A 22148-nucleotide genomic window follows, 5' to 3' on the forward strand; every position below is an offset into this window, starting at 1 on the left:
AGTGATATACTACAATTTGAAGTTTTTTATTGTGCCTTACTCGGCTATTGTGCTACTGGGACTGGACTTGCACCCGATCTCTGCGTTTTTAAATCAAAATATGCATCCAAAACCTCTTTACCAATTGCAGAATTAATACCTGATTTATCATTATTCACCCATGGCACAACAACAGAAAAAGCAACTTCCGGATCAGCATCATATGGCGCATACCCGGCGAGAGTTAAATTATAACATTTTTTTCGATAGTTGTTCTCATCTCTTCCAATATCACTTTCTCCACCGTACACTGTCTCTGCTGTTCCTGTTTTCCCAGCTGGTTTATAAGGTAACCCTTTAAAAGTTCCAGTACCTGTCCCATCAGCCTCTTGGAAAACCCTCCTAAATCCTTCTTTCACATGATTTATATATGAAAGATCCATATCCACTCGATTTAACACGACTGGTTCCATCGATTGCATAACTTTCCCGACTCCCTCTGGTCTATTTGGTTGTTCTCTAATTTCTTGTACAATTTGTGGTTTCATACGGTAACCACCATTTGCAATCGTTGAAATATATTGAGCAAGCTGGAGCGGCGTATATGTATCATATTGTCCAATCGCATAATCAAGTAAAAAACCTGGTATATTATCTGTTCTACCTATTTGACCTATCGATTCATTCGGTAAATCTATGCCAGTTGGCACACCTAAACCAAATTGTCTAAAATAATAACGCATTTTATTAAACGCTTCTTGTTTAATATCTAACGGATTGGTTGGTACATAATCAATCCCCGCAATCTTTAACGCCGTATTAAACATGTAGACATTGGATGAAACTTGCAATGCTCTTAAATCATCAATATCTCCAAAGTCTTTCCACGATTTCTTCGGCTTCGAACTTCCTTTAAAAAACATTGGTGCATCGAAAAAATGCGTATATGGCTTAATCGCTTCTGTTTGATATCCCGCTAATACCGTAGCTCCTTTCACCGTTGATCCTAACTCGTAAGAACTTATCATCGTTCCTAAAGCGTAGTCTTCTATTTGCATCCCGCCATCTTTATTTACAATTTTCTTTCCTGCTAATGATAGAATTTGACCATTTTTTGGATTCATCATAACGACGAATGCACGATCCATCATCGGTTCAGAAGAATGAAATGCCCTTAAATTCTTTTCAAGACTTTCCTCCACTTTTTTCTGCAAATCCATATCAACTGTTAGCATTAAATTATTTCCACTTTTTCCTTTTGTCACTTTTTCAGTCCGAATAATATTTCCAGCTTTATCAGTAATATTTTTAGACTGTTCTTTCGTTCCATGTAACACATCTTCATATTGTTTTTCGATGTAACTCTTACCAATACGATCATTTCTGTTATAATCTCGCACTAAATAATAGTCTAATTGCTCCCTTGGTAATCCCTCATTCTCACTAGAAACACTACCAAGTACAGAACGTAGTATTTTATCATTTGGATATTCTCGCTCCCAATCCACAGTCGTATCTACGCCTGGCAAGCTCGATAATCTTTCACTCACTACTGCATATTCATTTTGACTGACATCTTTTTTGACGATTTGTGGCGTCATTTTATATCCCGCATTCATTTTACTTTTAATTGCTAGTACTTCTATATCCTCCTTCGAAAGCTCGTTTAATTCTTCTTGTGTAATTCTTTCTCGTCTCAACTCTTCTACTTTCTTATCTAAGTCTTTCCCTTCTATTTCCTGCTTCCTAAATTTACTCTCGTCTTCTTTCGTTACTTTTGTTGCTGCACGCTTTTCATTTAACTGCATCCAAAAATCTTTTTTATCTGTCTCTGTTAACTTGTCCATATCTTCTTGTGGCATTTCAATTAGCTTTGCTAAATTTCTTGCCACTATTAAAACCTCTTTTGAGTCCACTCCTTTCATCTTCGTATATGTAACAGTTCGTAACGGTTTATTATTTACAATAACTTTCCCTTCCCGGTCAAACATCTTCCCTCTCGGAACTGGAGTACTCACCGTTACATCTTCCTTTTTATTCACTTCATTTCGATACGTTTCTCCGTCAATGATTTGTACTTTACCTAATTGAATAATAATAGCTGAGAATAAAAGAAAAACGATAAAAAATAGTACATTTAACCGAAACGGAATATGAGTCTTTTTCTTTTTCGACTGTTTCTGCTTCTCCTTTTTCTGTCTCATTTTGCTCCCTCGCTTCATTCTATTAACATTTCTGTGCAAAAATCATTATGTATTAAATTTATTTATATGCTATATATAGAATTTTATATTAATTACAAAAGAAATAAAAGATTTAATTTTCAGTTTTCGTATTTTATGTCCTATTTATTACCATTCCCCTTAATAAGCGATAACATGAATATAATTCATACAAAAAACTGAGGTGACATCATTCACCTCAGTTTCTTTACGAAAACAAAAACTTATTTAATCGAAGATAACCCTTCAACAAATTCACCAATTTTATTTTGAAAAACATAATCAAAATTATATTCTTGACCCGTTAATTCTTCATTTACTAAAATAGTTGTTGCTCCTACTTCTCTCTTTGCGATTTCTGGGAATGAAGCGACAGGCTGTACTTTGAGTGACGTTCCCATTACGAGAAGTACATCTGTTTCATATAAACATTTGATCGCATTTTGATATTGTGGTAACGTATCTCCGTATAAAACAACATCTGGATTTAAAATGAAATTACACTTCTCACAGCGTGGCACTTCATGATCAATCATATATTGTAAATCATATCCCGCTTTGCACTTCGGACAATGTGCTGTTTGAAGTGTTCCATGTAAATCAATGACATGTTTACTACCACCTAATTGATGTAAACCATCAATATTTTGCGTTAAAATCGTTATATCTTTTCCTTGTTCCTCTAGCTCTGCTAAAAAGCGATGCCCACGATTTGGTTTATATTGATGAAACGTATTAATTTGAAAGATTTCTTTATAATGCTTCCAAAATTCTTTCGGACTTCTATTATAATATCCTCTTGATAAATACATCTCTACATTCGCATCAGCATATAATCCATTTGCTGAACGAAAATCAGGGATTCCACTTTCCGTACTTGCGCCAGCCCCTGTTAACACTGTAATTTTCTTCGCTTTTTCTAATATCGAACGTACTTCTTCAAATTGCACAAAAATCACCTCTATGTATATTCCTATACTTATTATACCAGTTGTTTACAATAGGTGTTGTACAATTCATTTTACTTAATGCGTCGCGCCACCACATTCTACAATATCTACCTCTACTTTCGTCGTTACTTCGATTGCCAATTCTATTCCTTTACTAATCGTAGAAAGTGACATACTCGGTTGACCTGGATAATTGCTCGCTTGCTCTGGTAAGAACGGAATATGAACAAATCCACCTTTTATTTTCTTATCATGTTTCTCTAGTTCATGCATGAGACCATAGAATAAATGATTACAAACGAATGTACCTGAAGTTTGTGAAACAGACGACGGTATACCTTCTTCGCGAAGTTTTTTCACGATTGCTTTCATCGGAAGTGTAGACCAATACGCGGTCGGCCCTTCTTCTACAACCGGCATATCCACCGGCTTGTTCCCTTCATTATCAGCAATTCTTGCATCATCAACGTTAATTGCTACACGCTCTATCGTAATATCTGGTCTGCCCCCAGCTTGTCCAATACATATAATAATGTCAGGCGATAACTCTTCTATATATGCTTTTAATATTTGTATTGATTTATGAAATACGGTTGGCACTTGTTTACTAATAATCTTGTACTCTCCGATTGTTTTTTCATGCAAACTTTTTGCGACTTCCCAAGCTGGGTTGATGCTTTCTCCGCCGAACGGATCAAATCCTGTTAATAATACTGTTTTCATAGTTTCACTCTCCTAATTAGAAACGATATACAAGGCCGTACATTATAAACATATTTATAATGAAAATGGAAAGAGCAATTGGTACTTGCGCCTTAATGACTGCATTCTTATCTTTCAATTCTAACAGCATCGCCGGAACAATATTAAAGTTTGCCGCCATTGGAGTAATCAATGTTCCGCAATATCCAGCAAACATACCGAGTGCTGCCATAATAGCTGGATTCCCTCCGTGCATTTGTACAATTAGAGGTAAGCCGATTCCGCCAGTGATTACTGCAAACGCTGCGAATGCATTCCCCATTACGACTGTAAATAGCATCATTCCTAAACAATACGCCATAACAGCAACGAATGGATACTCTGTCGGTAACACTTGTCCGACTAAATCAGAAACAACTTGTCCAACGCCAGACTTCGCGAAAATACCGCCAAGTGCCGCTAACATTTGTGGTAAAATAACTGCCCAGCCAACAGCTTGTAATAACCTACTTCCTTCTTGAACAGGCGTTGTTATTTTTGATTTTGTAATACGCATCGCCGCAATGAATGCGAGTAATGCTCCTAACGCTAATGCAACTAACGTTACTTTATCTGGATCAACAAGCGCGACATTTCCCCATTTGATTTTTCCTAACGTTAACGTACCGATAATTGTAAAAATAGGTATTAATAGTGCAGGCATGAAAATTTTATTCTTTAATTTCTCAGCATGTTTCACACGTTCTTGCACTGGTACTTCTTTCTCCTCAGATTTTGTTACTTTATTTAATGAAGCTAAAACGACCATAACTAGCACAATACAGCCAACATAAAATGAAGGTATTACATTTCCAAATATGAATGTAACTGCAAACAATGCCCAAAATAAGCTAGAACCGAATCGGTTTGGATGTTCACGATCAAATGCGATACGAATTGCGATAAAGGCAACGATTATCCCTAGTAAATAATAAATTGTATCCATTGTTATAATGTTCATCTTATATAGCCTCCTTCTCTTGTTTTTCTTCTGCCTTCATTGTTTTCTCTATATACTTATCAAACCTTCTAAACCTAATCCAGCTCACAATAAGGGCAGATATCGCAGTTGGAATACCCCAAAGCGCCATATCCCATACACCGACATGCATTCCTACTGAATCAAAGAATCCTTTCATTAATAAAATGGCACCAGTTGCGATAAAAATATCTTCTCCGAAAAACCAAGCTGTATTTTCCGCAGCTGCTGCATTTGCTTTAATCTTTTCTCTTAATTTTTCAGGAAGTTTACCGTATTTACCTTGCGCAGCCCCTTCTGCCATTGGCGCAACTAGTGGTCTCACTGTTTGCGCATGCCCACCAATATTAAGTCCAAGTGCTGCTGATGATTCTCTTATCGTAAAATATGACATTAATACTCTTCCAGTTGTTGCTCCTTTTGATTTCGTTATAAGTGCTTCTGCTCTTTCTTTTAAACCATAACGCTCTAAAATTCCGATTACCGGTAAAGTTAATATGATTGGCATAGACATATATCTGTTTTCTATGAAAAATTTACCGAACATGCTGATCACATCATAAAAGCTTAAGCCTGAAACCATACCAGTAACAATACCTGCAACCATAACTACTAACAGTGTATTTAGTCTAAATAAAAACCCAACTGCAACAAGTAGTATCCCAATTAATTTAATCATTTCCAGCACTTCCCCTCATTTTTTATTTCGGTGCACATATAGAAATATCGTTAAGTTCGAATGTTCTGTATATTCTCTCCGCAAATTGTACTGCTTTCTCTCCATCCCCGTGTAAACATATCGTTTGCGCCTGAACTGCTACTTTCTCCCCATTAACCGATTCTACATACCCTTCTTTCACCATTTGAAGTACTTGTTTTATCGCTTCATCTTCATTTTTTATAAGAGCATTTTCTTCTGTACGGCTCGTTAAAGTTCCATCCTGCTTATACGTACGATCAGCAAAAGCTTCCTGTACGAAAGTTATATTATATTTTTCTGTTGCCCTTTTAAACGCTTCACTATTCGCTAATCCGTAAAGTAATAGATTTGGGTTAATATGATAAATTGCCTTTGCGATTGCATCCGCAATTTCCGAATCAGTTGCCGCCATATTATATAACGCACCGTGCGGTTTTACATGTTGCATTTTCCCTCCAGCAGCTTTAACAAATCCGTCTAATGCGCCAATTTGATATAAAACATAATCGTATACTTCACTTGCTGAAACGTTCATATTCCTTCTCCCAAATCCAATTAAATCAGGAAATCCAGGGTGTGCCCCGATTGCTACGTTATGCTGCAGAGCTTTTTCAACCGTTTGCCGCATAACGGCCGAATCACCAGCATGAAAACCGCAAGCAACGTTTATAGAGGAAACGAACGGAAGAATTTCATCATCATTCCCCATTTTATAAGCTCCAAAACTTTCTCCTAAATCACAGTTTAAATCGATTGTAGTCACGATGTTTTCCTCCTAATCTCAGCTTCGTAAAGCGATGAATTTCTTTAATAGACTCATACTTGTTTCCTGTTCTATATATAATTGTGCAGCTTCTTCCATAGTTATTTTTTCAAAAGTTACATAGTCTCCTGGTTTCAGCTGCGCTAGAAGAGGTAAATCTACTGAAATTACATTTCCAATTCTCGGATAACCACCTGTCGTTTGTCTATCCGCCATTAATATAATAGGCTGTCCACCATTCGGTACTTGAATTGTTCCGAATGTAACTGGGCTCGATAAAATTTCTATCTCTTCAACTCTATTTAAAACATCTCCGTCAAGCCTATATCCCATACGATCAGCATAATTGGATACTTTATACTCTTTCGAAAAAAACGACTTTATACTTTCTTCTGTAAATTGATCATATTCAAAGTCTGTTATGACGCGAAGAGTAGGATGCTTCTTGTATTTTGGTAAAGCATTGTTACAAATTGCCCACTTCGTTTTTATACGCCCTTCTTCTTGTAAGTTTTGAATGAAACGACTCGCAACTTCTGCTCCTGTACCAATTTGAAAATAATCTCCTTTTTTCAGCATTCTCCCTTCAATACCGCCAAGAGCAGCACGTATGTAAGTACTTTTACTTCCCATCGTACGATCAATATTTATACCGCCCGCAAAAGTCACATACGCTCTGCAACCGCTTTTCGCTTTTCCGAGACAAAGCATGCTTCCTTCTTCAGCTAATATGGGGCGCCATAATGGAATGCGCTCTCCATTTAATAACGGTTCCATATCTGCTCCACCAATCGCGAGCAATGTCGTTTTCTTTATTAACATTTTAGGCCCCATTATTGTAATTTCGAGTCCAGCCTCATTCTCCTCATTGCCTACTAACATATTAATCATCCTGAGCGCATTTTTATCCATAGCCCCGCCAACAGGTACACCGTATTGTTGATAATGAGATCGTCCTAAATCTTGGACTGTTGTAAGCATTCCTGCATGCAAAATCTCTACATCCATTCTTTAGCCCCCTCAAGCGATACGTACTCTTCCTTTGTTATTGGTATAAATCGTAAATACATACCACTTTGAATATATGTTGGTGTTTCTTCTTTTGGATTAAATAGAGAAATAGGTGTTCGGCCGATAATATTCCAGCCTCCTGGTGTTTCTAGCGGATAAATACCTGTTTGATTTCCGCCAATACCTACTGAACCAGGAGCAATTTGTAACCGCGGTGTTTCTTTTCTAGGTGTTTCTAGTTCTTTCGGTAACCCGCCTAAATACGGGAATCCTGGTGTAAAACCTAACATATACACGAAATATGTTGTTTCACTATGTATTCGAATAACATCCTCTACTTGTAAGCTTTGATAATGCGCAACCTCTTCTAAATCAGGTCCATACTCTCCCCCGTAACACACTGGTATAGAAATATGTTTCACATCTCGGTTCACTTCTTCTTTATATGAATCACACAGCTCCTTTATATACTGGCAAACGTGATCATATGGTCTTTCACTTCTCTTATTTCGCTTCCATACTTCGTACAAATTGTAGTACACCGCTAATGAAGTAAACGACGGAACGCATTCAACCATTCCTGCAAACGGATGTTGCTGCAGTGCTTGAAATAATCGTTGCACTTTTTCGTATATATCCATCCCAATTTCTTCACCAAATGTAACAATAATTGCTTGATCCCCTAACGCAGAAAATTTCATCCTACTCCCTCTTTCTATGCCCAAAAGCCGAGTTCTTTCGAAATGCGGTATGCTGTTTCTTTCACTTTCGCAGTAAAATATGAAATGTTACTTTCGCTATACTCAATTGCTAATCCCGAAATACTAATGCCCGCTACAACCGTTCCATCACTTGCAAAAATTGGAGCTGCTATAGCCGCTGTATGATTTTCTAATTCAGAGTAGCTAATTGTGTACCCTTCTTTTTTCGCCATATGTAATACTTCTAACAAATGCTCCTTATTCACGATCGTTCCATCTGCAAACTGTTTTAAATCTGTTTCCTCTACGTATTTTCTTTTCTCTTCCTCAGAAAAATACGATAGTAAAATTCTCGGACATGCACCTGCATACAGTGGTGCTCTTCTTCCAACCGCCGTATAAACACGTACTGGCTGAGCTCCTTCCATCTTCTCAACATAAATTGCGTCATTACCATCTTGAATAATTAAATTTACTGCTTGCCCTAAACTATCTCTAAGCTCTTTCATATAAGGTATCGCAATATTTCTTACCGATAACCTTTGTGAAACAAGTTGACCAAATCGTAAAAAAACGACTCCGAGACGATACTTTCCCTTTTCTGTTTTTTGTAAAAAGTCCATTTCTTCTAACGAACCAATTAAACGATAAACAGATGTTTTCGGCATATTCGTAAGCTGAACCATCTCTGTTAAACTTAGCTCTTCATGCTCATAAAACAACTCCAAAATATCCATTGTCTTAACTGCCGTTTTATTTATACTCATCATGTCTCCTTTTCGTTCCGAATTTCGGAACTTAAATTCCGTTTTTCGAAACAAACATATAATTTAAAATTATAAAATATTCTTTCAATTCTATCAATATATTTTTCACAAACAAAAAAAGTATGGAAGAATATTTCTCCCATACCTTTGCTTTACTTTATAATGCTCTTACTTGTTTTAACGGCCAAAAAACAGCTTGTCCTTTTCCGACAATTTCATCTTCTGAAATAAATCCAAACATACGACCGTCTTTAGAAACTTCACGATTATCTCCTAAAACAAACACTTGGCCTTCTGGCACTTTCGCTTTCCCTGTGATTTGTTCTAACGTAAAATCAGGAGTTAATACACGGCCAGCTGCTTTTTCTTTAAACTCTTTTAAATATGGTTCTTCCATCGCTTTTCCGTTTACATATAAAACATCATCTTTATACTCAACTGTATCACCTGGTAAACCAATTACTCGTTTTACTAAATCGTACCCTTCTTTTCCGTGGAAGACGATAACGTCAAAACGATTTAATCCGTTTATACTATAACCAATCTTATTAACGAGAACGCGCTCATTATTTTCTAAAGTTGGCATCATCGACTCACCTTGTACTAATGATGGCGTAAACAGCACCCCACGAACGATAAAGGCAATCGCAAGTGTAATACCTATCGTTTTAATCCATGAGATCAATTCTTTCTTCGTATTCGTCTTCATCGTTTCTCCTCTTTCTTAAATACTTACTTTATTATTTCAACTAACTCTTGTACTAACTTTAGGTCAATTTCAGAAAAACATGACTTACCTTCTCTAACCGCTGTACCTACATGCGCCTGCTTAATTCCAGTTTCTTCTAGCAATTGTTTTACATTCTCTTTCGTTACTCCGCTTCCGGCAACAAGCTGTATATTCCCTTCACTTTCCTTTTGCATCTCTGTAAGCACTGGAATATTATCTACTACATTTCCTTGTCCGCCTGAAGTTAACACGTGAGTAACTTTATTGAATTTCTTCAAAACTTTCATCGCTTCTACTGGATTTTCTGTATCATCTATCGCACGGTGATACGTTACATTTATTCCATCTACAACAGATAATAAATCTGCTAATTTCTCTTCTTCAACTTCATTTTGTTCATTTAACACACCTAATACAATACCCGCTGCACCTAACTTCTGTGCAACGATAATATCTTCCTTCATCATTTCAATTTCTTCTTCCGTATATGTAAAAGACTTCGCATGCGGACGAATCATAACATGAACTGGTATTTGCACTGCTTCTACTGCTTTTTTTATAAAAGCATAACTCGGTGTTAAACCACCTTCTGTATACGATGAAATGAGTTCAATTCGATTTCCACCAGCTTTTTCAATTCGCTTCACATCTTCTAAACAAGTTGCAATAACCTCTAGCATGAGATAACCTCTTTTCGTGCTTTTTTCTTATTATACAGTAGGTGAAATAAGAAGCATAGCATTCCACTATAAAACTATAAAAAGAAGAATGAAAAGAAAGATTTTTTCATAGGTGTCACTCCTTTTTATTTTACAAAAACACCAAATTATTTACTGTTATATTTAGTATTCTTGTAATTCAATTTTTGCTAGTATGAATAGCTTTTTCTATATATTTAATTATTTTTCTTAGCAACTTCATAATAATAGTGGCTAAACGCTTCTACTAATGCGTCACCAGAAGCATATAGTTCTTCTGGTGTATTATCTACCCCTCCCATTTCAATAAGTAATGCATTTGGAGAAAGATCTTGATTATATACTCCGTCTCCTTTCGTACGGTCTTTAATGAAAATCCCTCGACTTAAACCGTAATATTTTTCATCTAAATATGAATTTATTGCCGTTACTATTTTTTTGTTTTTTTCATAGTTAGGATTATTTCGTCCTAAAATAAAATAGAGTCGCGCATAATTCTTTCCATTAATAGTTTTTAATGTAATGTTTTTTCGGGCATCATCCCTATGAAGGTCAATTGGGAACATAATATTTTTATCTTTTGCTAATATATCTTGTACTATTTGGCGGGAGCCTTTGTAAGATTGAGCCCAATTTAAATTTTTATTTCTCAGAAAATCCCTCATATTTGTAGTATCATGCGAAACACCTATTCCTTTTTCCTCTAACTTTTGTTTTAGATAACCTCCAACAAACGAAATGTTCACTTCATTATTTGTACTGGAGGCATCATTTGGTTTGGTAGCTCCTGGAATAAGAGGAATAAACGATTCCCAACTATGTGTATGATAAATAAAAACTTTATTTTCACTATTATTTTGTAGATTCGAACTTTTACCGGTAGAATTATTTTCTTTTTCACTATTTTGATGTCCAATAGCAGACCCTTCATTTTTGATATTTTCTAAAGGAATATTGGATTCTTCAGGAATATTAGTATAATCGGTCCCTTCTCCAGCAATTAATATTTCCGAATAGAATTGATTCATATTAGGAAGTTCTCTACTTAATATACTTCGGAGATCATTTATGTTAATGTTTGTAGAGATTGAAAGTAAAAAAGATTCCAAAGACGCTTGTCCTTTTTCTTTATGAAATTCCTCTACAAAATAATGATTCTCACTTCCTATCATATACATAAGACCTTTAGTAGAATTAGTTCCCAATAGTTGATTAATATAAAATGATTTAAATAAGTTTGAATTACTGGAAATGAAAAATGAAGTGAGAATACATATAATAGTGAATAAAATACATATCATTATATAATTTAAATTCAATACTTTCAGTTTAATTTTATTCATTTTATATCTCCCTTCATTTAATATATTCGTACGCATAATTTTCAATTAATATGATTAATAATTGAATAGAAATCCTTCTAATTTGAAACTATTAATAGAATTCTCGTTCCTAATAATTCATTTTAGTTCTTTTTATCAATAATTTTCACAATAGATCCAAGCTGTTTTTATTAAAAATGCTCATATCTGTGATCTTAAAGAATAAAAATGTACGCTATATAACTTATGATTCGCCGATTATTATCATCGTACTTATAGTCGTAAACTGAATACCTTCTTACTTTCTCGCAACGATACAATTCGCTTTTCTTCATCTCAAAAATAACATCATATTATTATTTATAAAGAAAGAAGACCCTATATTAGGGTCTTCTTTCTCTTGACTAGTACATTTCAACAGCCTCTATTTTAAGCTAAGACCGAAACGCGGCATCCGCCAGTATGGAAAGAGTTGCATCATCCATCGGCGGATTGTGCAGTCCTGCTCTGACGTTTAAATAATAACGATGAAGCGGATTTTTTTCTGATAAACTTTTCGCTCCTACGATGCGCATTGCTTTATCTACAATAGATATTGCCGCGTTCGTTACAACATATTTCGCAGCTGCTAGTTCGGCTTGCAATGATAATTTATCTTTTGCCTCATCGTATTTTTTCGCAATTTGATATAAAAAGACACGAGCTTGCATAAGCTCAAGTTCTAATTCTCCAACTAATCTTCTAACATTCGGTAATAAACTAATAGAATGATTTAAACTATTTGGCTTGTATGATTCCGCAAACTGAACTGCATAATTTCTTGCCGATTGTGCAATTCCTAAATAACATGCTGGTATATGTAGCAACCAGCCAATACCCTTTTGTTTCACTTTCCCGCCCTTTACATCCGTAAAAAAGCGGTTCTCTATCTCTACATTTTGTAAAACGAGATCATGGCTCGCAGTTCCTCGCATTGCGATACTATCCCACGTTTCTTCAATTGATACGCCTATCGTATTCTTCGGAATGACAAACTCTCCGATTTCTTCCTGGCCTTCAACACTTGCTGAAATAATAAAATAATCAAGTACTGGCGCCATTGTCGTAAAAGTTTTTCTTCCATTTATAATCCACTTCTCACCTTTTTTGACAGCTAACGTCTCTGGTTTCCCGCCGCGCGTAGGACTACCTGTATTCGGCTCTGTCGCTGCTCGATTAAAGAGTGCGCCATTACGCACTTCTTCACAAAACCAAGTGAACATTTCCTCATCCCAAGAACGATTTTCAGCTAATTCCTTTACAATGCCAAGGTGCCATCCAATTGATAATGAGGTAGCACCGCAGCCTTCTGCTATTTTCTCTTGAAATAAAACGAAGTCATATAAAGAAATCGCATTGCCTCCCCATTCTTTTGGCAACGTTAATTTCGTATATCCGATATCTTTCAAATTATTAATATTTTCATACGGAAATGATCCTAATTCACTTAGTTGATGCTCCCTTTCCATGAACTTCGGAATCAATTTATTTATTTGTTCAATAACTAAAGATTGTTCTTCTGTTTCAACAAATGAGAGTGCCATACATAATCTCCTTTATGTTCGATTCATAAACCGTTCATTTTGTCATTATGATTATATGAAGTTACTTCTCTATTGTTTCACTATTCCGATAAAAATACAATGCTTTTGAACAATAAGAAAAGTTCCTATAAAAGGATAGGTTCTTTTCTTATATTAATCCCCTTTCAATGCCTTTAATGGCAAAGAGGTTACATATCCAATATACGAGCATAATTCTTTAAAAAAGAAGGGGATTTCTGTATCTAACGTTTTATACGCTGACGTTGGAGTTGCTGATGCATACGCTTCAATTTTAAGATGTTTTGCAATTTTCATCGCACGTTTCATATGAAGTGGATCACTCACGATCGTATATGTGCGTATTCCGTTCTCTATTCCAACTTGCTTTGCATTCTTTAAATTCTCTTCTGTGAAAAGAGATTTTGTTTCAATTAGAATATCCTCATCTTTTACACCATGTTTCAGTGCATACACTCTAGCAGTACGTGCTTCTTCAAGCTCTGCCTCAAACTTTGTACCACCTGTGAAAATAATCTTTTTAATATTACCGTTCTTATATAAAGAAATTGCATGATTAATTCTTTCTTTAAATACAGGAGATGGTTTTCCGTTCCATGAAGCTGCTCCTAGCACGATACCAGCATCTGTCTTCACATCATCATCTGTTTTAAAGCGATAACTCCAAATATCGTAAGCTGCATAACTTACATATAAAATAATAGAACAAATCATAAGCAAGAATACTTGCAAGATTCTTCTTTTCTTACTTTTCTTATTTTCTTTCATTTATAACTGCCTCCGTACATCATCCATACTTCTATATAAAAACGTATATATCAAATCATTTTGTTTGAATTTGTTTAAAAGAAGGAATTTTTCTTGTAATATATATGCATTAAAGGGTTTTCATTTAAAATTGAGGATTATCAATTCATTTTTCGTTTGCGGTTTTCATTACATTTGTGTAATTTATAAGTTTATTACCATACAACTACATTGTAACGAATTTTTTATCATAATGGAATGATGAAACAAAAGTAAATAAAAGAAGTAACTGTTTTGTAAAAAAAAAGGTATATTTTTCATCTTGACGATCAATACACCTTTCTTACTATGAATTATCATTTTTCTTTATATGACTCTAATTTTTCTAATAACCGTTCTTTTACAGCTGGCCATTCATTTGCAATAATACTGTATACAACTGCATCTCTAACATGCCCGCTCGGCAATTTTCTTTCGTTTCTAAGTACACCCTCTTTTACTGCGCCGAGTCTTTCAATTGCTCTTTGTGCTTTTTCATTTCGGGCATCCGTCTTAATTTGTACTCTCCGCATATGCAATTTTTCAAAAGCATATTGTAATAACATATACTTACATTCTGTATTCATACTCGTACGCTGTACACTCGGGTCATACCACGTTTTTCCTAACTCAACTGTCTTATCTTCCACTGAAATGTTATATAAGCGTGTACTCCCTACTATTTCATTCGTCTTTTGATCAACAACAACAAATGGCAAATCCTTCCCTGCCCCATAAGCTTTTATCGCCTTTTGAACATATTGCTGCATATCTTGAACAGTATCCATTTTAGAGATTAAATACGCCCAAATATCTCGATTTCCTTTCACGATTGAAAACATTTTTTCGACATCATTGCTATCCATTAACCGTAACTTTGCTCTTTCGTGAATAATTTCCATTTGTAAGCCCCCTTCTTTTGTTGTTACTATATCATATTATTATATATTGTTTTATTATTATATAAAAATTAAATTCACCATTACAGAAATATAATATATCTTAAAGCAAAAAATGCGATGCCTTTATTCAGGCATCGCACTCATAATTTGAATTGAAATTTACTTCTTTTCCATTACCGCAAAATAGTTATTTTCGCTATCTGCAAAATTAAATATTCTACCTGTAGGCATATTTACAATTTCTCCAACTGTAACATTTTTGTTTACTAAATCACTATATAAACGATCGAATTCTTTTGAGAAGAACATTAAAGAAGGTGTACCAAGATTTAACTCAGGCTGCATTTTAGCAATTAACTCTTTATTATGGAGAATAATACTTGTTTCAGCTTCTTTCGTCGGAGCAATTTCAATCCATCGCATTCCTTGACCGTTATCTTCCTCTGAAATTACAATAAACCCTACTTTTTCTGTCCAAAATTTCTTCACTTCATCTTGGTTATTCACATACAACATAATTTGACCAACATTATTAATCATTTATTTCAACGCTCCCTTACAAAAAAATTTATTTTACTCCATACTTTTAAACTTACTTATCATCAAAAATAAAATTACGGTACAAAAATCTATTTCAGTGACTCCAATCGCTCGTTCAAACGATCCCAAGTTTCGGTGATACCTTGCAGCATGCCCATGTCCATAACACTCTTAAGTGCCTCTTTGTTAACATATTCAGCACGGTTTATTAGCTTTGTCTTTCCACCTAAATCGATGAATTCTAATGTCATCTCGGTTGACGGCATAGAATCATTTACATTGCCCTCAGCATCCGAAAAGTAATCGGTGTAGACGATTTTCTCTGGTTCAATAATCTCTTTATAGACTGCTTTTCCCCATGATTCCATACCAAAAAATTGCTCCAAGTTCTGATTCACACACTTCATACAGTAGTGCCAAACGCCTCCCGGACGGAAGTCGACAGTGCATGCCGGAATTTCCCAACCTCTTGGCCCCCACCAATGTTTCAAATGTTCTGGTTCTTTAAACATACTGAATACTAAATCGCGCGGCGCATCGAAAACGCGCTCCAGTACTAATACCCGATCGTTCTCTACTCTCGATACCATTGTATTATTTGACATTTCAATTCCTCCTTAAGACTTTTCCTTGTTTTGTAATTCCTTCAAATACTTATCTAGATTATCGAATCTCTCTTCCATCACATGCTTAAATGACTGTACCCAACAATCAAGTGCTTGGAAAGGCTCAGGTCGTAACTTATAAATCCGGCGATTAGCTTCAGCCTGCACTTCCACAATTCCAGTATCACTTAGCACTTTTAAGTGTTTTGAAGTTTGTGGTTGCCTTAATCCTAGCTGGTCGGCAATTTCCCCAACAGTTAGAGGACCGTCACGCAACAGTTCAACGATATTCATACGATTCGGTTCAGATAAGGCATTCAGCGTCGCCATGTTCACGCCCGGAATTTCACCCGACATATCACTCACCTCATTAAGTGATGGTCTCCGGTTATAACACATCAATATCATCACTAATATTATCTTCCTGTTGAGTCGATTATAACTAAAGAGGAATATTCCTGTCAAGGAATATTCAAAAGATAAATTCACACTAAATGTGGCTTTTACTTTGCAATAAAGTGAAATTTTAATTCATGTTTTTTATTTCTCTCCACTGGTTATTATTTCGCACTAACTACGATTTTACGATAAATAAAAAGAAGTCATTTGAATCAAAATGACTTCCGCTTTTATTGAGTAAATATTTGCTTCTTGAAGTCAAAAAACTTTATATATTCAGAACTTATATATTAGTTTAAAGCAACAAATAAGCAATCGGCGTAATAATTAGCAACGTTAAAATCGTTCTTTGCACATATAAAATAATAAGTTCAGATACTTTTAACGGAATATCTGTCGATAATATACAGGGGATTGATGCGGAGAAAAACAATATAGATGACACCGAAACAACCGCAATAACAAACTTTGTCACAAGCGGTGCACTTACAACTAAAAGAGAAGGTAAAAACATTTCTGCAATACCAACTGATGCTGCTTTTGCAGCTAGTTCCGCTTCCGGAAGCTGTAAAGCCCATGTAAACGGATAGAAAATATAACTAACCCAATCAAATATTGGCGTAAACTTTGCCAAGACGATACCAATTAATCCTACTGACATAATAGATGGTAAAATCCCCATCGTCATTATAAACCCGTCTTTTAAATTCACTGTGATATTTTTCATAATACTTGGCGCAGATTTTGATACTTCTAATGCATCTTCCCAAGCTCGCTCTAACATTTTCTCTTTATAAACTGGCTCTGGAAACCCTTCTTGCGTAATATATGTATCTGGTTTTCTACTAAGAGGCGGGATTCTTACGGTGATAGCGGTCACGATGAATGTTACAATAAGCGTAGTCCAAAAATACATATTCCATAAATGCATAATATCTAATGTTTTTGCGATGATGATCATAAATGTTGCGGATACTGTTGAAAAACCTGTTGCGATAATCGCTGCTTCTTTCGTCGTATACTTCCCTTCTTTATAAACGCGATTAGTAATTAAAAGAGCTAGCGAATAACTTCCAACAAAGGAAGCAACCGCATCGATTGCTGATCGTCCAGGTGTTTTCCATAACGGTCTCATAATCGGACGACAAAACGTGCCGATAAACTCAAGCAATCCGTATCCGACTAATAACGCTAAAAATGCCGAACCAATTGGAACGAGTAAACTTACGGATATAACTAATTTCTCATACAAAAAAGGTCCAACATCTGGCGCAAAGAACCAAGCTGGTCCTACTTTCAAACAATATAATACGCCAAAAACAACACCTACTACTTTTAAAATAGAAAAACAAATATCTACGATAGATGCATTCCATTTCTTCGTATAAAATGGATAAATCGCACCAATTATCATTACAAGTAGTGCGTAATATGGTACTACAGAAGGAACTGAAGTCCGAATCCACGATACGATATGATCAATCATAATTGACGAAGCACCGTTTATCGTAACTGGTACGAAAAACATAAACACCCCAACTAGACTAGCAAGTATAAACCGAAGAATAATCCCCCTCTCTCGCCCTGTCTTAATTACATTACTTTTCAACTCAATTTCACTCAAAATTCGACACCTCCTATTATCTAAATATTCTGTATAATAATGTTGGATTCCTTCTTTCAATTTCTAATATTTAATCATATGAAAAAGCCTATTTTAAAATATACGATTCAAATAGGCTTTTTCTATTACCTCTCATAATCATCCACAATCACTTGAATCACACGATAAGATTCTTCTGCCACCTTCTTATTACTATCCCTATTCGCATCATATGTAATTAACGCCTTCCAAAGCGCCCATCCTCTCGCTCTATTCCACGTTTCTTCATCCATACGTAATACTTCTTTAAATATGTTTCTACTATTTTTATGAAAAAATGTCCATGCCATCGCCGCATCACACGCAGGATCCCCTACTCCTAATATACCAAAATCAATTACGGCACAAAGTTTTCCATCTTTAATAAGCAAGTTCCCCGGTGCAACATCTCCATGAACCCAAACGGGTTTACGGTCCCATGTTGACCTAAGTGCTAAACCCCAAAGATGCTTTAATAATGTCTCATCAAAAACGTCCTTATTATTCTCAATAGCCACTCTCGCTTCTTCATCGTATACTGATATAAGCCCGCCCCGGTAAAAATTATGTGCTCCAGCTATTGGTCCGTTACTCGCATCAATGGATTGCAATTCAATTAAAAATGATCCTAAGTCTGCTGCGAATTCATGTAAGTCACGAACATTTTCTTTCATAACTGTCTCTCCCTCTATCCACTTATTAATAGACCAAGGCCACGGATACTCTTCAGACGGATTCCCTTTCGCAATCGGTGCAGAAATTGGTAAAGCGATTTCCTTACTTAATATAGGAAGCCACTTGTTTTCTTTCTCTACTTGCGGTACATATGCCGCATCACTTGGTAATCTTACACTCATCTGATTTCCTAAATGAAACGTTCTATTATCATGCCCACTACATTTTACCGGCTTAATTTCTAAATGTGCCCATTCTGGAAATTGTTCCTGTATTAACTTTTCAACTAAACTTACGTTAATTGGATTCATTCACTTTCTCCTTCTCTTTTGAAACTTACTAAGCCCATCCGTACTACCGATATATTCAAAGCCACATCGCTTATAAAATTCATTCAACGTACGATTATGCCCAACACAATCTAACTTCAAATACTCTTTATCACTTTGTACATTCTCTTCTACCCACTGTAAAATCCATTCTCCTATTTCATTCCCCTTATACTCCCGTTTCACCGCAAATCTATGAATATACAACGAATCAGAAACTTCTTCTTTACCAAAAATACGTTCATCCCATTCATTTTGTTTAGGAGATACTGTAACCGTACCGACAATTTCAGCTTCTTTCATAACAACATACGTATATTTCGCTCTTATGCCTTCTAATATTTCGGCCGTAGCTTCTCCTCCCAAAAGATACTGCCACTGATTTACTTCTTTATCTTGTAGCCACTGTGCTACTTCTTTTAATAGAGTAATAATGCTTTCACTTTCATCTTCAGTGGCAATTCGAATTGTATATTCTTTAACTGTATTTCTCTCCATATTGCGTTCCCCTTTCATATTACTACCATACTGACAAACGCGTTCTACCGTCATTTTCATCTGTAACGTATTCAACGTACAAACCTTGATTCAGTGCATTTTCATACATCAATTCAATCACTTCTTGATCTTTCGCATAAATTTGGATGTAATCACCATCCGCCACTAGCACGACTACTTCACACTTACTCTCTTTAAATTCTTCATATGTTTCAATCTCTCCTAGTGCTTCCCCTTTTGGATATGCTTTTAAATCTGCAAAAATGAGATAATATATGTTGTCTTTTATTAATTTTTTTAATTCTAATCCATTCATTATTTTTTTATCTTCCGAAAATAATTCTGAACCTATTCCATCACGCACTACTAAATAAGATTCCTCATTTTCCACTCGCCAATCAAATACAGTAATGTCGACTGGCCTTAACACTTTCCAAAGTAAATTAGTGTATTCATTTGGAATATCTACAAAAATTCCTCTTTTCATTTGTTTGCTCCTAACTTATTTGTTTTATTTTCGTCCCATACATTATATACCAAATTCAACTACTACATTTTGTCGATACCCTATGTAACTTGTATTTCATCACAAAAAAAAACGTTTCACTACTAGTGAAACGTTTTTTATCTATTAAGCATTCAATTCCGTTTTATGTTCCTTTACTACACTACGTTTTAAAGCAGTTCCAAGTATGATAAACATACTTACTACACCAATCCAAACGAGCACTGTAGTAGGAGTATTCCAAGCCAATCCTTTTCCGAAGAAGAAGATTTCTCTTAGCCCTTCTATCATAAATCGCATCGGTAACCAGGAGTAAATCCAGTCTTGATAAAATGGAGACATCATTTCAGGCGCTAGCGCCAATAGCGGTGCACCAAAGAAAAGTAACAGTGCAAATAACCCGATTCCCTTTAATCCAACTAATGAAAGGACCGCAGAAATCATTAAGAAGAAACTAAATGATGTAATGGATAAAAATAGAGCCGTATCCGTGAAATCCGAGATATTTAATCCTACCATTCCATCTGCTATCCATGTAAGACCAAATCCAATTACAAACGCCGCAATAGCCCCCACTAAAATTTGTTTTACTTTTAATATGAAGTTTTCTTTTCTTGTACCCACTCGCGTTTTACTTATCGCAATAAAGATAATTGCTGCGCTCGCTAAACTTGCAATCCATAACGGTTGGAATAAAGAAATTGGCGAGTTACCGTTTGCACTATTTTTTCCAATTTCATTTATATTTGTCACTTTCTTCGTAATAGGTGTTACTAAATTTGAAACTTGATCTGTTGTTAAAGTAGTCCCTTTTGCTTTAAATCCTTCTAGTAGTTGTGTACGAACGTTATTGTTCATATTATCAACTACTCCATTTAACATTTGCCCTGCCATAGTTGAAGCCGCCGTATTCATTCCTTGATTTATATATATTTCGACTTCAGGCGAAGAAGGCTGTGGTGTTCGTAGCGATGCTTGTTTTACGCTAAAGTCTTTCGGAATCACTAATGCTGCATAATACTTTTGATTGTTTAAACCTTTTTGAACAGATTCTTTATTTTTTACTTCCACCCACTCTACCGCAGGTTCTTCATCAGTTTTTGATGTTTTTTCGATCATATCAACAATTGTTTGCCCCATATTCATTTTAGCTTGATTCGGAATTTCCACTCCTTGATCCTCATTTACAATTGCGATTGGTAAGTTTTTCGGCTTAGGTTGAACGGTTGGAAATAATGTTAATGAAAAAATAAAAACAACAAGTAGTGCAATAACTGGTGATAATAAGAAAAGTTTGTTTTTAAACATTTTCTTTTATCCTCCTTTAATTTGATTTATAATAACCAACAACGTGTTGTTTATTTATATTTCGAATTATATGTTTAAGTTAAATCTTATACAATAATCAAAAATAGTGAATGTGTCGGTTATAAGACACTTTCTTTAAATGTGTTGGAAAAAATTAAGGAGGGACATGCTTTGCGCGATAGTAATTTAGATTTACGTGTTATTCGTACGAAAACTGCCATACGAAATGCATTGGTGGAGTTAATTGAGGAAAAAGGTTTTGAAGCCATTACAGTGAAAGATATTACTATGAAAGCAAACATAAACCGTGGTACTTTTTATGCACACTATCAAGATAAATTTGATTTAATGACAAAATGCCAAGAAGAAATTATGCATGAGTTTTCCATCATTGCCAAACAGAAACTTCCGGAAGTTATTGCTGAACTTGGATCAAATCCTTCTCCAACAATGCCGTTTGTACTTATCGCTTCTATTCTTGAATTTCTAAATGACAATAGTGATTTTATGAAAGCTGTACTAAGCCCAAAAGGAGATTTATCTTTCCAAACAAAATTGAAAGACTTTATGTGGAAAACACTATTTGAAGATACGAATGGCGCTCTTATTAATAAGGAAAATTTACTTGTTCCAAGCCAATACTTAGCTTCTTATATGGCATCTGCTCATATAGGCGTCATCCAACAATGGTTACATAATGGACAAAAAGAAAAACCGGAGGAAATTGCTCGTATTTTATCAACAATCGCAGTTCATGGTCCTTTCTATGCAGCTGGTTTAAAGAAATAAGCTTGC

General features: G+C 35.3%; 24 protein-coding genes. 1 reads left to right on the plus strand and 23 read right to left on the minus strand.

The window, feature by feature from the left end; genetic code table 11:
- Nucleotides 1–44: 44 nt before the first annotated feature.
- The 23 genes from CQZ94_RS22945 to CQZ94_RS23055 form a co-directional block, all read right to left on the minus strand.
- Nucleotides 45–2201: a peptidoglycan D,D-transpeptidase FtsI family protein gene (locus CQZ94_RS22945; RefSeq protein WP_181149536.1), complete on the minus strand. Its 2157-nt coding sequence runs from the start codon at nt 2199–2201 to the stop codon at nt 45–47.
- A gap of 224 nt (nt 2202–2425) precedes the next feature.
- A complete protein-coding gene (locus tag CQZ94_RS22950) occupies nt 2426–3160 on the minus strand; it encodes an NAD-dependent protein deacylase (RefSeq protein WP_105587226.1) in 735 nt (244 codons plus the stop codon).
- 66 nt (nt 3161–3226) lie between these two features.
- Nucleotides 3227–3874 (minus strand): pyroglutamyl-peptidase I, encoded by a 648-nt coding sequence (gene pcp / locus CQZ94_RS22955; protein ID WP_105587227.1) that lies wholly within the window; start codon nt 3872–3874, stop codon nt 3227–3229.
- A gap of 16 nt (nt 3875–3890) precedes the next feature.
- A complete protein-coding gene (locus CQZ94_RS22960; RefSeq protein WP_105587228.1) occupies nt 3891–4853 on the minus strand; it encodes a DUF979 domain-containing protein in 963 nt (320 codons plus the stop codon).
- 1 nt (nt 4854) lies between these two features.
- Nucleotides 4855–5550, minus strand: coding sequence for a DUF969 domain-containing protein (locus CQZ94_RS22965; protein ID WP_000593391.1), 696 nt, complete (start codon nt 5548–5550; stop codon nt 4855–4857).
- A gap of 22 nt (nt 5551–5572) precedes the next feature.
- Entirely contained in the window at nt 5573–6334 is a 762-nt protein-coding gene (gene pxpA, locus CQZ94_RS22970) for a 5-oxoprolinase subunit PxpA (protein ID WP_105587229.1), read from the minus strand.
- An 18-nt stretch (nt 6335–6352) separates the two neighbouring features.
- Nucleotides 6353–7342, minus strand: a complete 990-nt coding sequence (locus CQZ94_RS22975; protein ID WP_105587230.1) for a 5-oxoprolinase subunit C family protein — start codon at nt 7340–7342, stop codon at nt 6353–6355.
- Nucleotides 7333–8046: a 5-oxoprolinase subunit PxpB gene (gene pxpB / locus CQZ94_RS22980; RefSeq protein ID WP_105587231.1), complete on the minus strand. Its 714-nt coding sequence runs from the start codon at nt 8044–8046 to the stop codon at nt 7333–7335. The genes CQZ94_RS22975 and pxpB overlap by 10 nt, the downstream gene beginning before the upstream one ends.
- A gap of 14 nt (nt 8047–8060) precedes the next feature.
- Nucleotides 8061–8813 carry an IclR family transcriptional regulator gene (locus CQZ94_RS22985; protein ID WP_078181192.1) on the minus strand — a complete coding sequence of 251 codons (753 nt, stop codon included), beginning with the start codon at nt 8811–8813 and terminating at the stop codon, nt 8061–8063.
- Nucleotides 8814–8970: 157 nt separating this feature from the next.
- On the minus strand, nt 8971–9522 hold the full coding sequence (lepB, locus tag CQZ94_RS22990; protein WP_105587232.1) for a signal peptidase I: 552 nt from the start codon (nt 9520–9522) through the stop codon (nt 8971–8973).
- A gap of 23 nt (nt 9523–9545) precedes the next feature.
- The gene (locus CQZ94_RS22995; protein ID WP_105587233.1) at nt 9546–10223 is read right to left on the minus strand and encodes a copper homeostasis protein CutC; all 678 of its coding nucleotides are present in this window, start codon (nt 10221–10223) and stop codon (nt 9546–9548) included.
- A 215-nt stretch (nt 10224–10438) separates the two neighbouring features.
- The gene (gene spoIIP / locus CQZ94_RS23000) at nt 10439–11584 is read right to left on the minus strand and encodes a stage II sporulation protein P (protein ID WP_105587234.1); all 1146 of its coding nucleotides are present in this window, start codon (nt 11582–11584) and stop codon (nt 10439–10441) included.
- A 413-nt stretch (nt 11585–11997) separates the two neighbouring features.
- A complete protein-coding gene (locus tag CQZ94_RS23005; RefSeq protein WP_105587235.1) occupies nt 11998–13146 on the minus strand; it encodes an acyl-CoA dehydrogenase family protein in 1149 nt (382 codons plus the stop codon).
- Nucleotides 13147–13299: 153 nt separating this feature from the next.
- Nucleotides 13300–13932 (minus strand): YdcF family protein, encoded by a 633-nt coding sequence (locus tag CQZ94_RS23010; RefSeq protein ID WP_105587236.1) that lies wholly within the window; start codon nt 13930–13932, stop codon nt 13300–13302.
- Between the two features lie 335 nt (nt 13933–14267).
- Nucleotides 14268–14852: a GNAT family N-acetyltransferase gene (locus CQZ94_RS23015; protein WP_105587237.1), complete on the minus strand. Its 585-nt coding sequence runs from the start codon at nt 14850–14852 to the stop codon at nt 14268–14270.
- A gap of 159 nt (nt 14853–15011) precedes the next feature.
- Entirely contained in the window at nt 15012–15392 is a 381-nt protein-coding gene (locus tag CQZ94_RS23020; protein WP_105587238.1) for a VOC family protein, read from the minus strand.
- Between the two features lie 89 nt (nt 15393–15481).
- Complete coding sequence (locus tag CQZ94_RS23025) at nt 15482–15997, minus strand: SRPBCC domain-containing protein (protein ID WP_105587239.1); 516 nt, start codon at nt 15995–15997, stop codon at nt 15482–15484.
- Nucleotides 15998–16009: 12 nt separating this feature from the next.
- A complete protein-coding gene (locus tag CQZ94_RS23030; protein WP_105587240.1) occupies nt 16010–16354 on the minus strand; it encodes an ArsR/SmtB family transcription factor in 345 nt (114 codons plus the stop codon).
- 337 nt (nt 16355–16691) lie between these two features.
- Nucleotides 16692–18020, minus strand: a complete 1329-nt coding sequence (locus tag CQZ94_RS23035; protein ID WP_105587241.1) for a YjiH family protein — start codon at nt 18018–18020, stop codon at nt 16692–16694.
- A gap of 125 nt (nt 18021–18145) precedes the next feature.
- Nucleotides 18146–19024 carry an aminoglycoside phosphotransferase family protein gene (locus tag CQZ94_RS23040; RefSeq protein ID WP_105587242.1) on the minus strand — a complete coding sequence of 293 codons (879 nt, stop codon included), beginning with the start codon at nt 19022–19024 and terminating at the stop codon, nt 18146–18148.
- Nucleotides 19025–19540 (minus strand): GNAT family N-acetyltransferase, encoded by a 516-nt coding sequence (locus tag CQZ94_RS23045; protein ID WP_105587243.1) that lies wholly within the window; start codon nt 19538–19540, stop codon nt 19025–19027.
- A gap of 22 nt (nt 19541–19562) precedes the next feature.
- Entirely contained in the window at nt 19563–20027 is a 465-nt protein-coding gene (locus tag CQZ94_RS23050) for a DUF2691 family protein (protein WP_105587244.1), read from the minus strand.
- 144 nt (nt 20028–20171) lie between these two features.
- Nucleotides 20172–21353, minus strand: coding sequence for a YhgE/Pip domain-containing protein (locus CQZ94_RS23055; protein ID WP_105587245.1), 1182 nt, complete (start codon nt 21351–21353; stop codon nt 20172–20174).
- Between the two features lie 171 nt (nt 21354–21524).
- Between CQZ94_RS23055 and CQZ94_RS23060 the strand changes: the two genes are divergently transcribed.
- Nucleotides 21525–22142: a TetR/AcrR family transcriptional regulator gene (locus CQZ94_RS23060; protein ID WP_142395914.1), complete on the plus strand. Its 618-nt coding sequence runs from the start codon at nt 21525–21527 to the stop codon at nt 22140–22142.
- The last annotated feature ends 6 nt before the right edge of the window (nt 22143–22148 follow it).

The sequence above is a fragment of the Bacillus sp. MYb209 genome (assembly GCF_002975175.1).
Lineage (GTDB): Bacteria > Bacillota > Bacilli > Bacillales > Bacillaceae_G > Bacillus_A.

Excerpts from the sequence above, each read along its gene's own strand:
- CQZ94_RS23030 (WP_105587240.1), bottom strand. The coding sequence starts at position 16,354 with ATGTCGGGTGAAATTCCGGGCGTGAACATGGCGACGCTGAATGCCTTA.
- CQZ94_RS22995 (WP_105587233.1), bottom strand. The coding sequence starts at position 10,223 with ATGCTAGAGGTTATTGCAACTTGTTTAGAAGATGTGAAGCGAATTGAA.
- CQZ94_RS23010 (WP_105587236.1), bottom strand. The coding sequence starts at position 13,932 with ATGAAAGAAAATAAGAAAAGTAAGAAAAGAAGAATCTTGCAAGTATTC.
- CQZ94_RS22965 (WP_000593391.1), bottom strand. The coding sequence starts at position 5,550 with ATGATTAAATTAATTGGGATACTACTTGTTGCAGTTGGGTTTTTATTT.
- CQZ94_RS23055 (WP_105587245.1), bottom strand. The coding sequence starts at position 21,353 with ATGTTTAAAAACAAACTTTTCTTATTATCACCAGTTATTGCACTACTT.
- CQZ94_RS23015 (WP_105587237.1), bottom strand. The coding sequence starts at position 14,852 with ATGGAAATTATTCACGAAAGAGCAAAGTTACGGTTAATGGATAGCAAT.
- CQZ94_RS22945 (WP_181149536.1), bottom strand. The coding sequence starts at position 2,201 with ATGAAGCGAGGGAGCAAAATGAGACAGAAAAAGGAGAAGCAGAAACAG.
- CQZ94_RS23005 (WP_105587235.1), bottom strand. The coding sequence starts at position 13,146 with ATGGCACTCTCATTTGTTGAAACAGAAGAACAATCTTTAGTTATTGAA.
- CQZ94_RS23050 (WP_105587244.1), bottom strand. The coding sequence starts at position 20,027 with ATGAAAAGAGGAATTTTTGTAGATATTCCAAATGAATACACTAATTTA.
- spoIIP (WP_105587234.1), bottom strand. The coding sequence starts at position 11,584 with ATGAATAAAATTAAACTGAAAGTATTGAATTTAAATTATATAATGATA.
- CQZ94_RS23045 (WP_105587243.1), bottom strand. The coding sequence starts at position 19,540 with ATGGAGAGAAATACAGTTAAAGAATATACAATTCGAATTGCCACTGAA.
- CQZ94_RS23040 (WP_105587242.1), bottom strand. The coding sequence starts at position 19,024 with ATGAATCCAATTAACGTAAGTTTAGTTGAAAAGTTAATACAGGAACAA.
- CQZ94_RS23025 (WP_105587239.1), bottom strand. The coding sequence starts at position 15,997 with ATGTCAAATAATACAATGGTATCGAGAGTAGAGAACGATCGGGTATTA.
- CQZ94_RS22960 (WP_105587228.1), bottom strand. The coding sequence starts at position 4,853 with ATGAACATTATAACAATGGATACAATTTATTATTTACTAGGGATAATC.
- CQZ94_RS23020 (WP_105587238.1), bottom strand. The coding sequence starts at position 15,392 with ATGATTAATAATGTTGGTCAAATTATGTTGTATGTGAATAACCAAGAT.
- pxpB (WP_105587231.1), bottom strand. The coding sequence starts at position 8,046 with ATGAAATTTTCTGCGTTAGGGGATCAAGCAATTATTGTTACATTTGGT.
- pcp (WP_105587227.1), bottom strand. The coding sequence starts at position 3,874 with ATGAAAACAGTATTATTAACAGGATTTGATCCGTTCGGCGGAGAAAGC.
- lepB (WP_105587232.1), bottom strand. The coding sequence starts at position 9,522 with ATGAAGACGAATACGAAGAAAGAATTGATCTCATGGATTAAAACGATA.
- CQZ94_RS22975 (WP_105587230.1), bottom strand. The coding sequence starts at position 7,342 with ATGGATGTAGAGATTTTGCATGCAGGAATGCTTACAACAGTCCAAGAT.
- CQZ94_RS22985 (WP_078181192.1), bottom strand. The coding sequence starts at position 8,813 with ATGAGTATAAATAAAACGGCAGTTAAGACAATGGATATTTTGGAGTTG.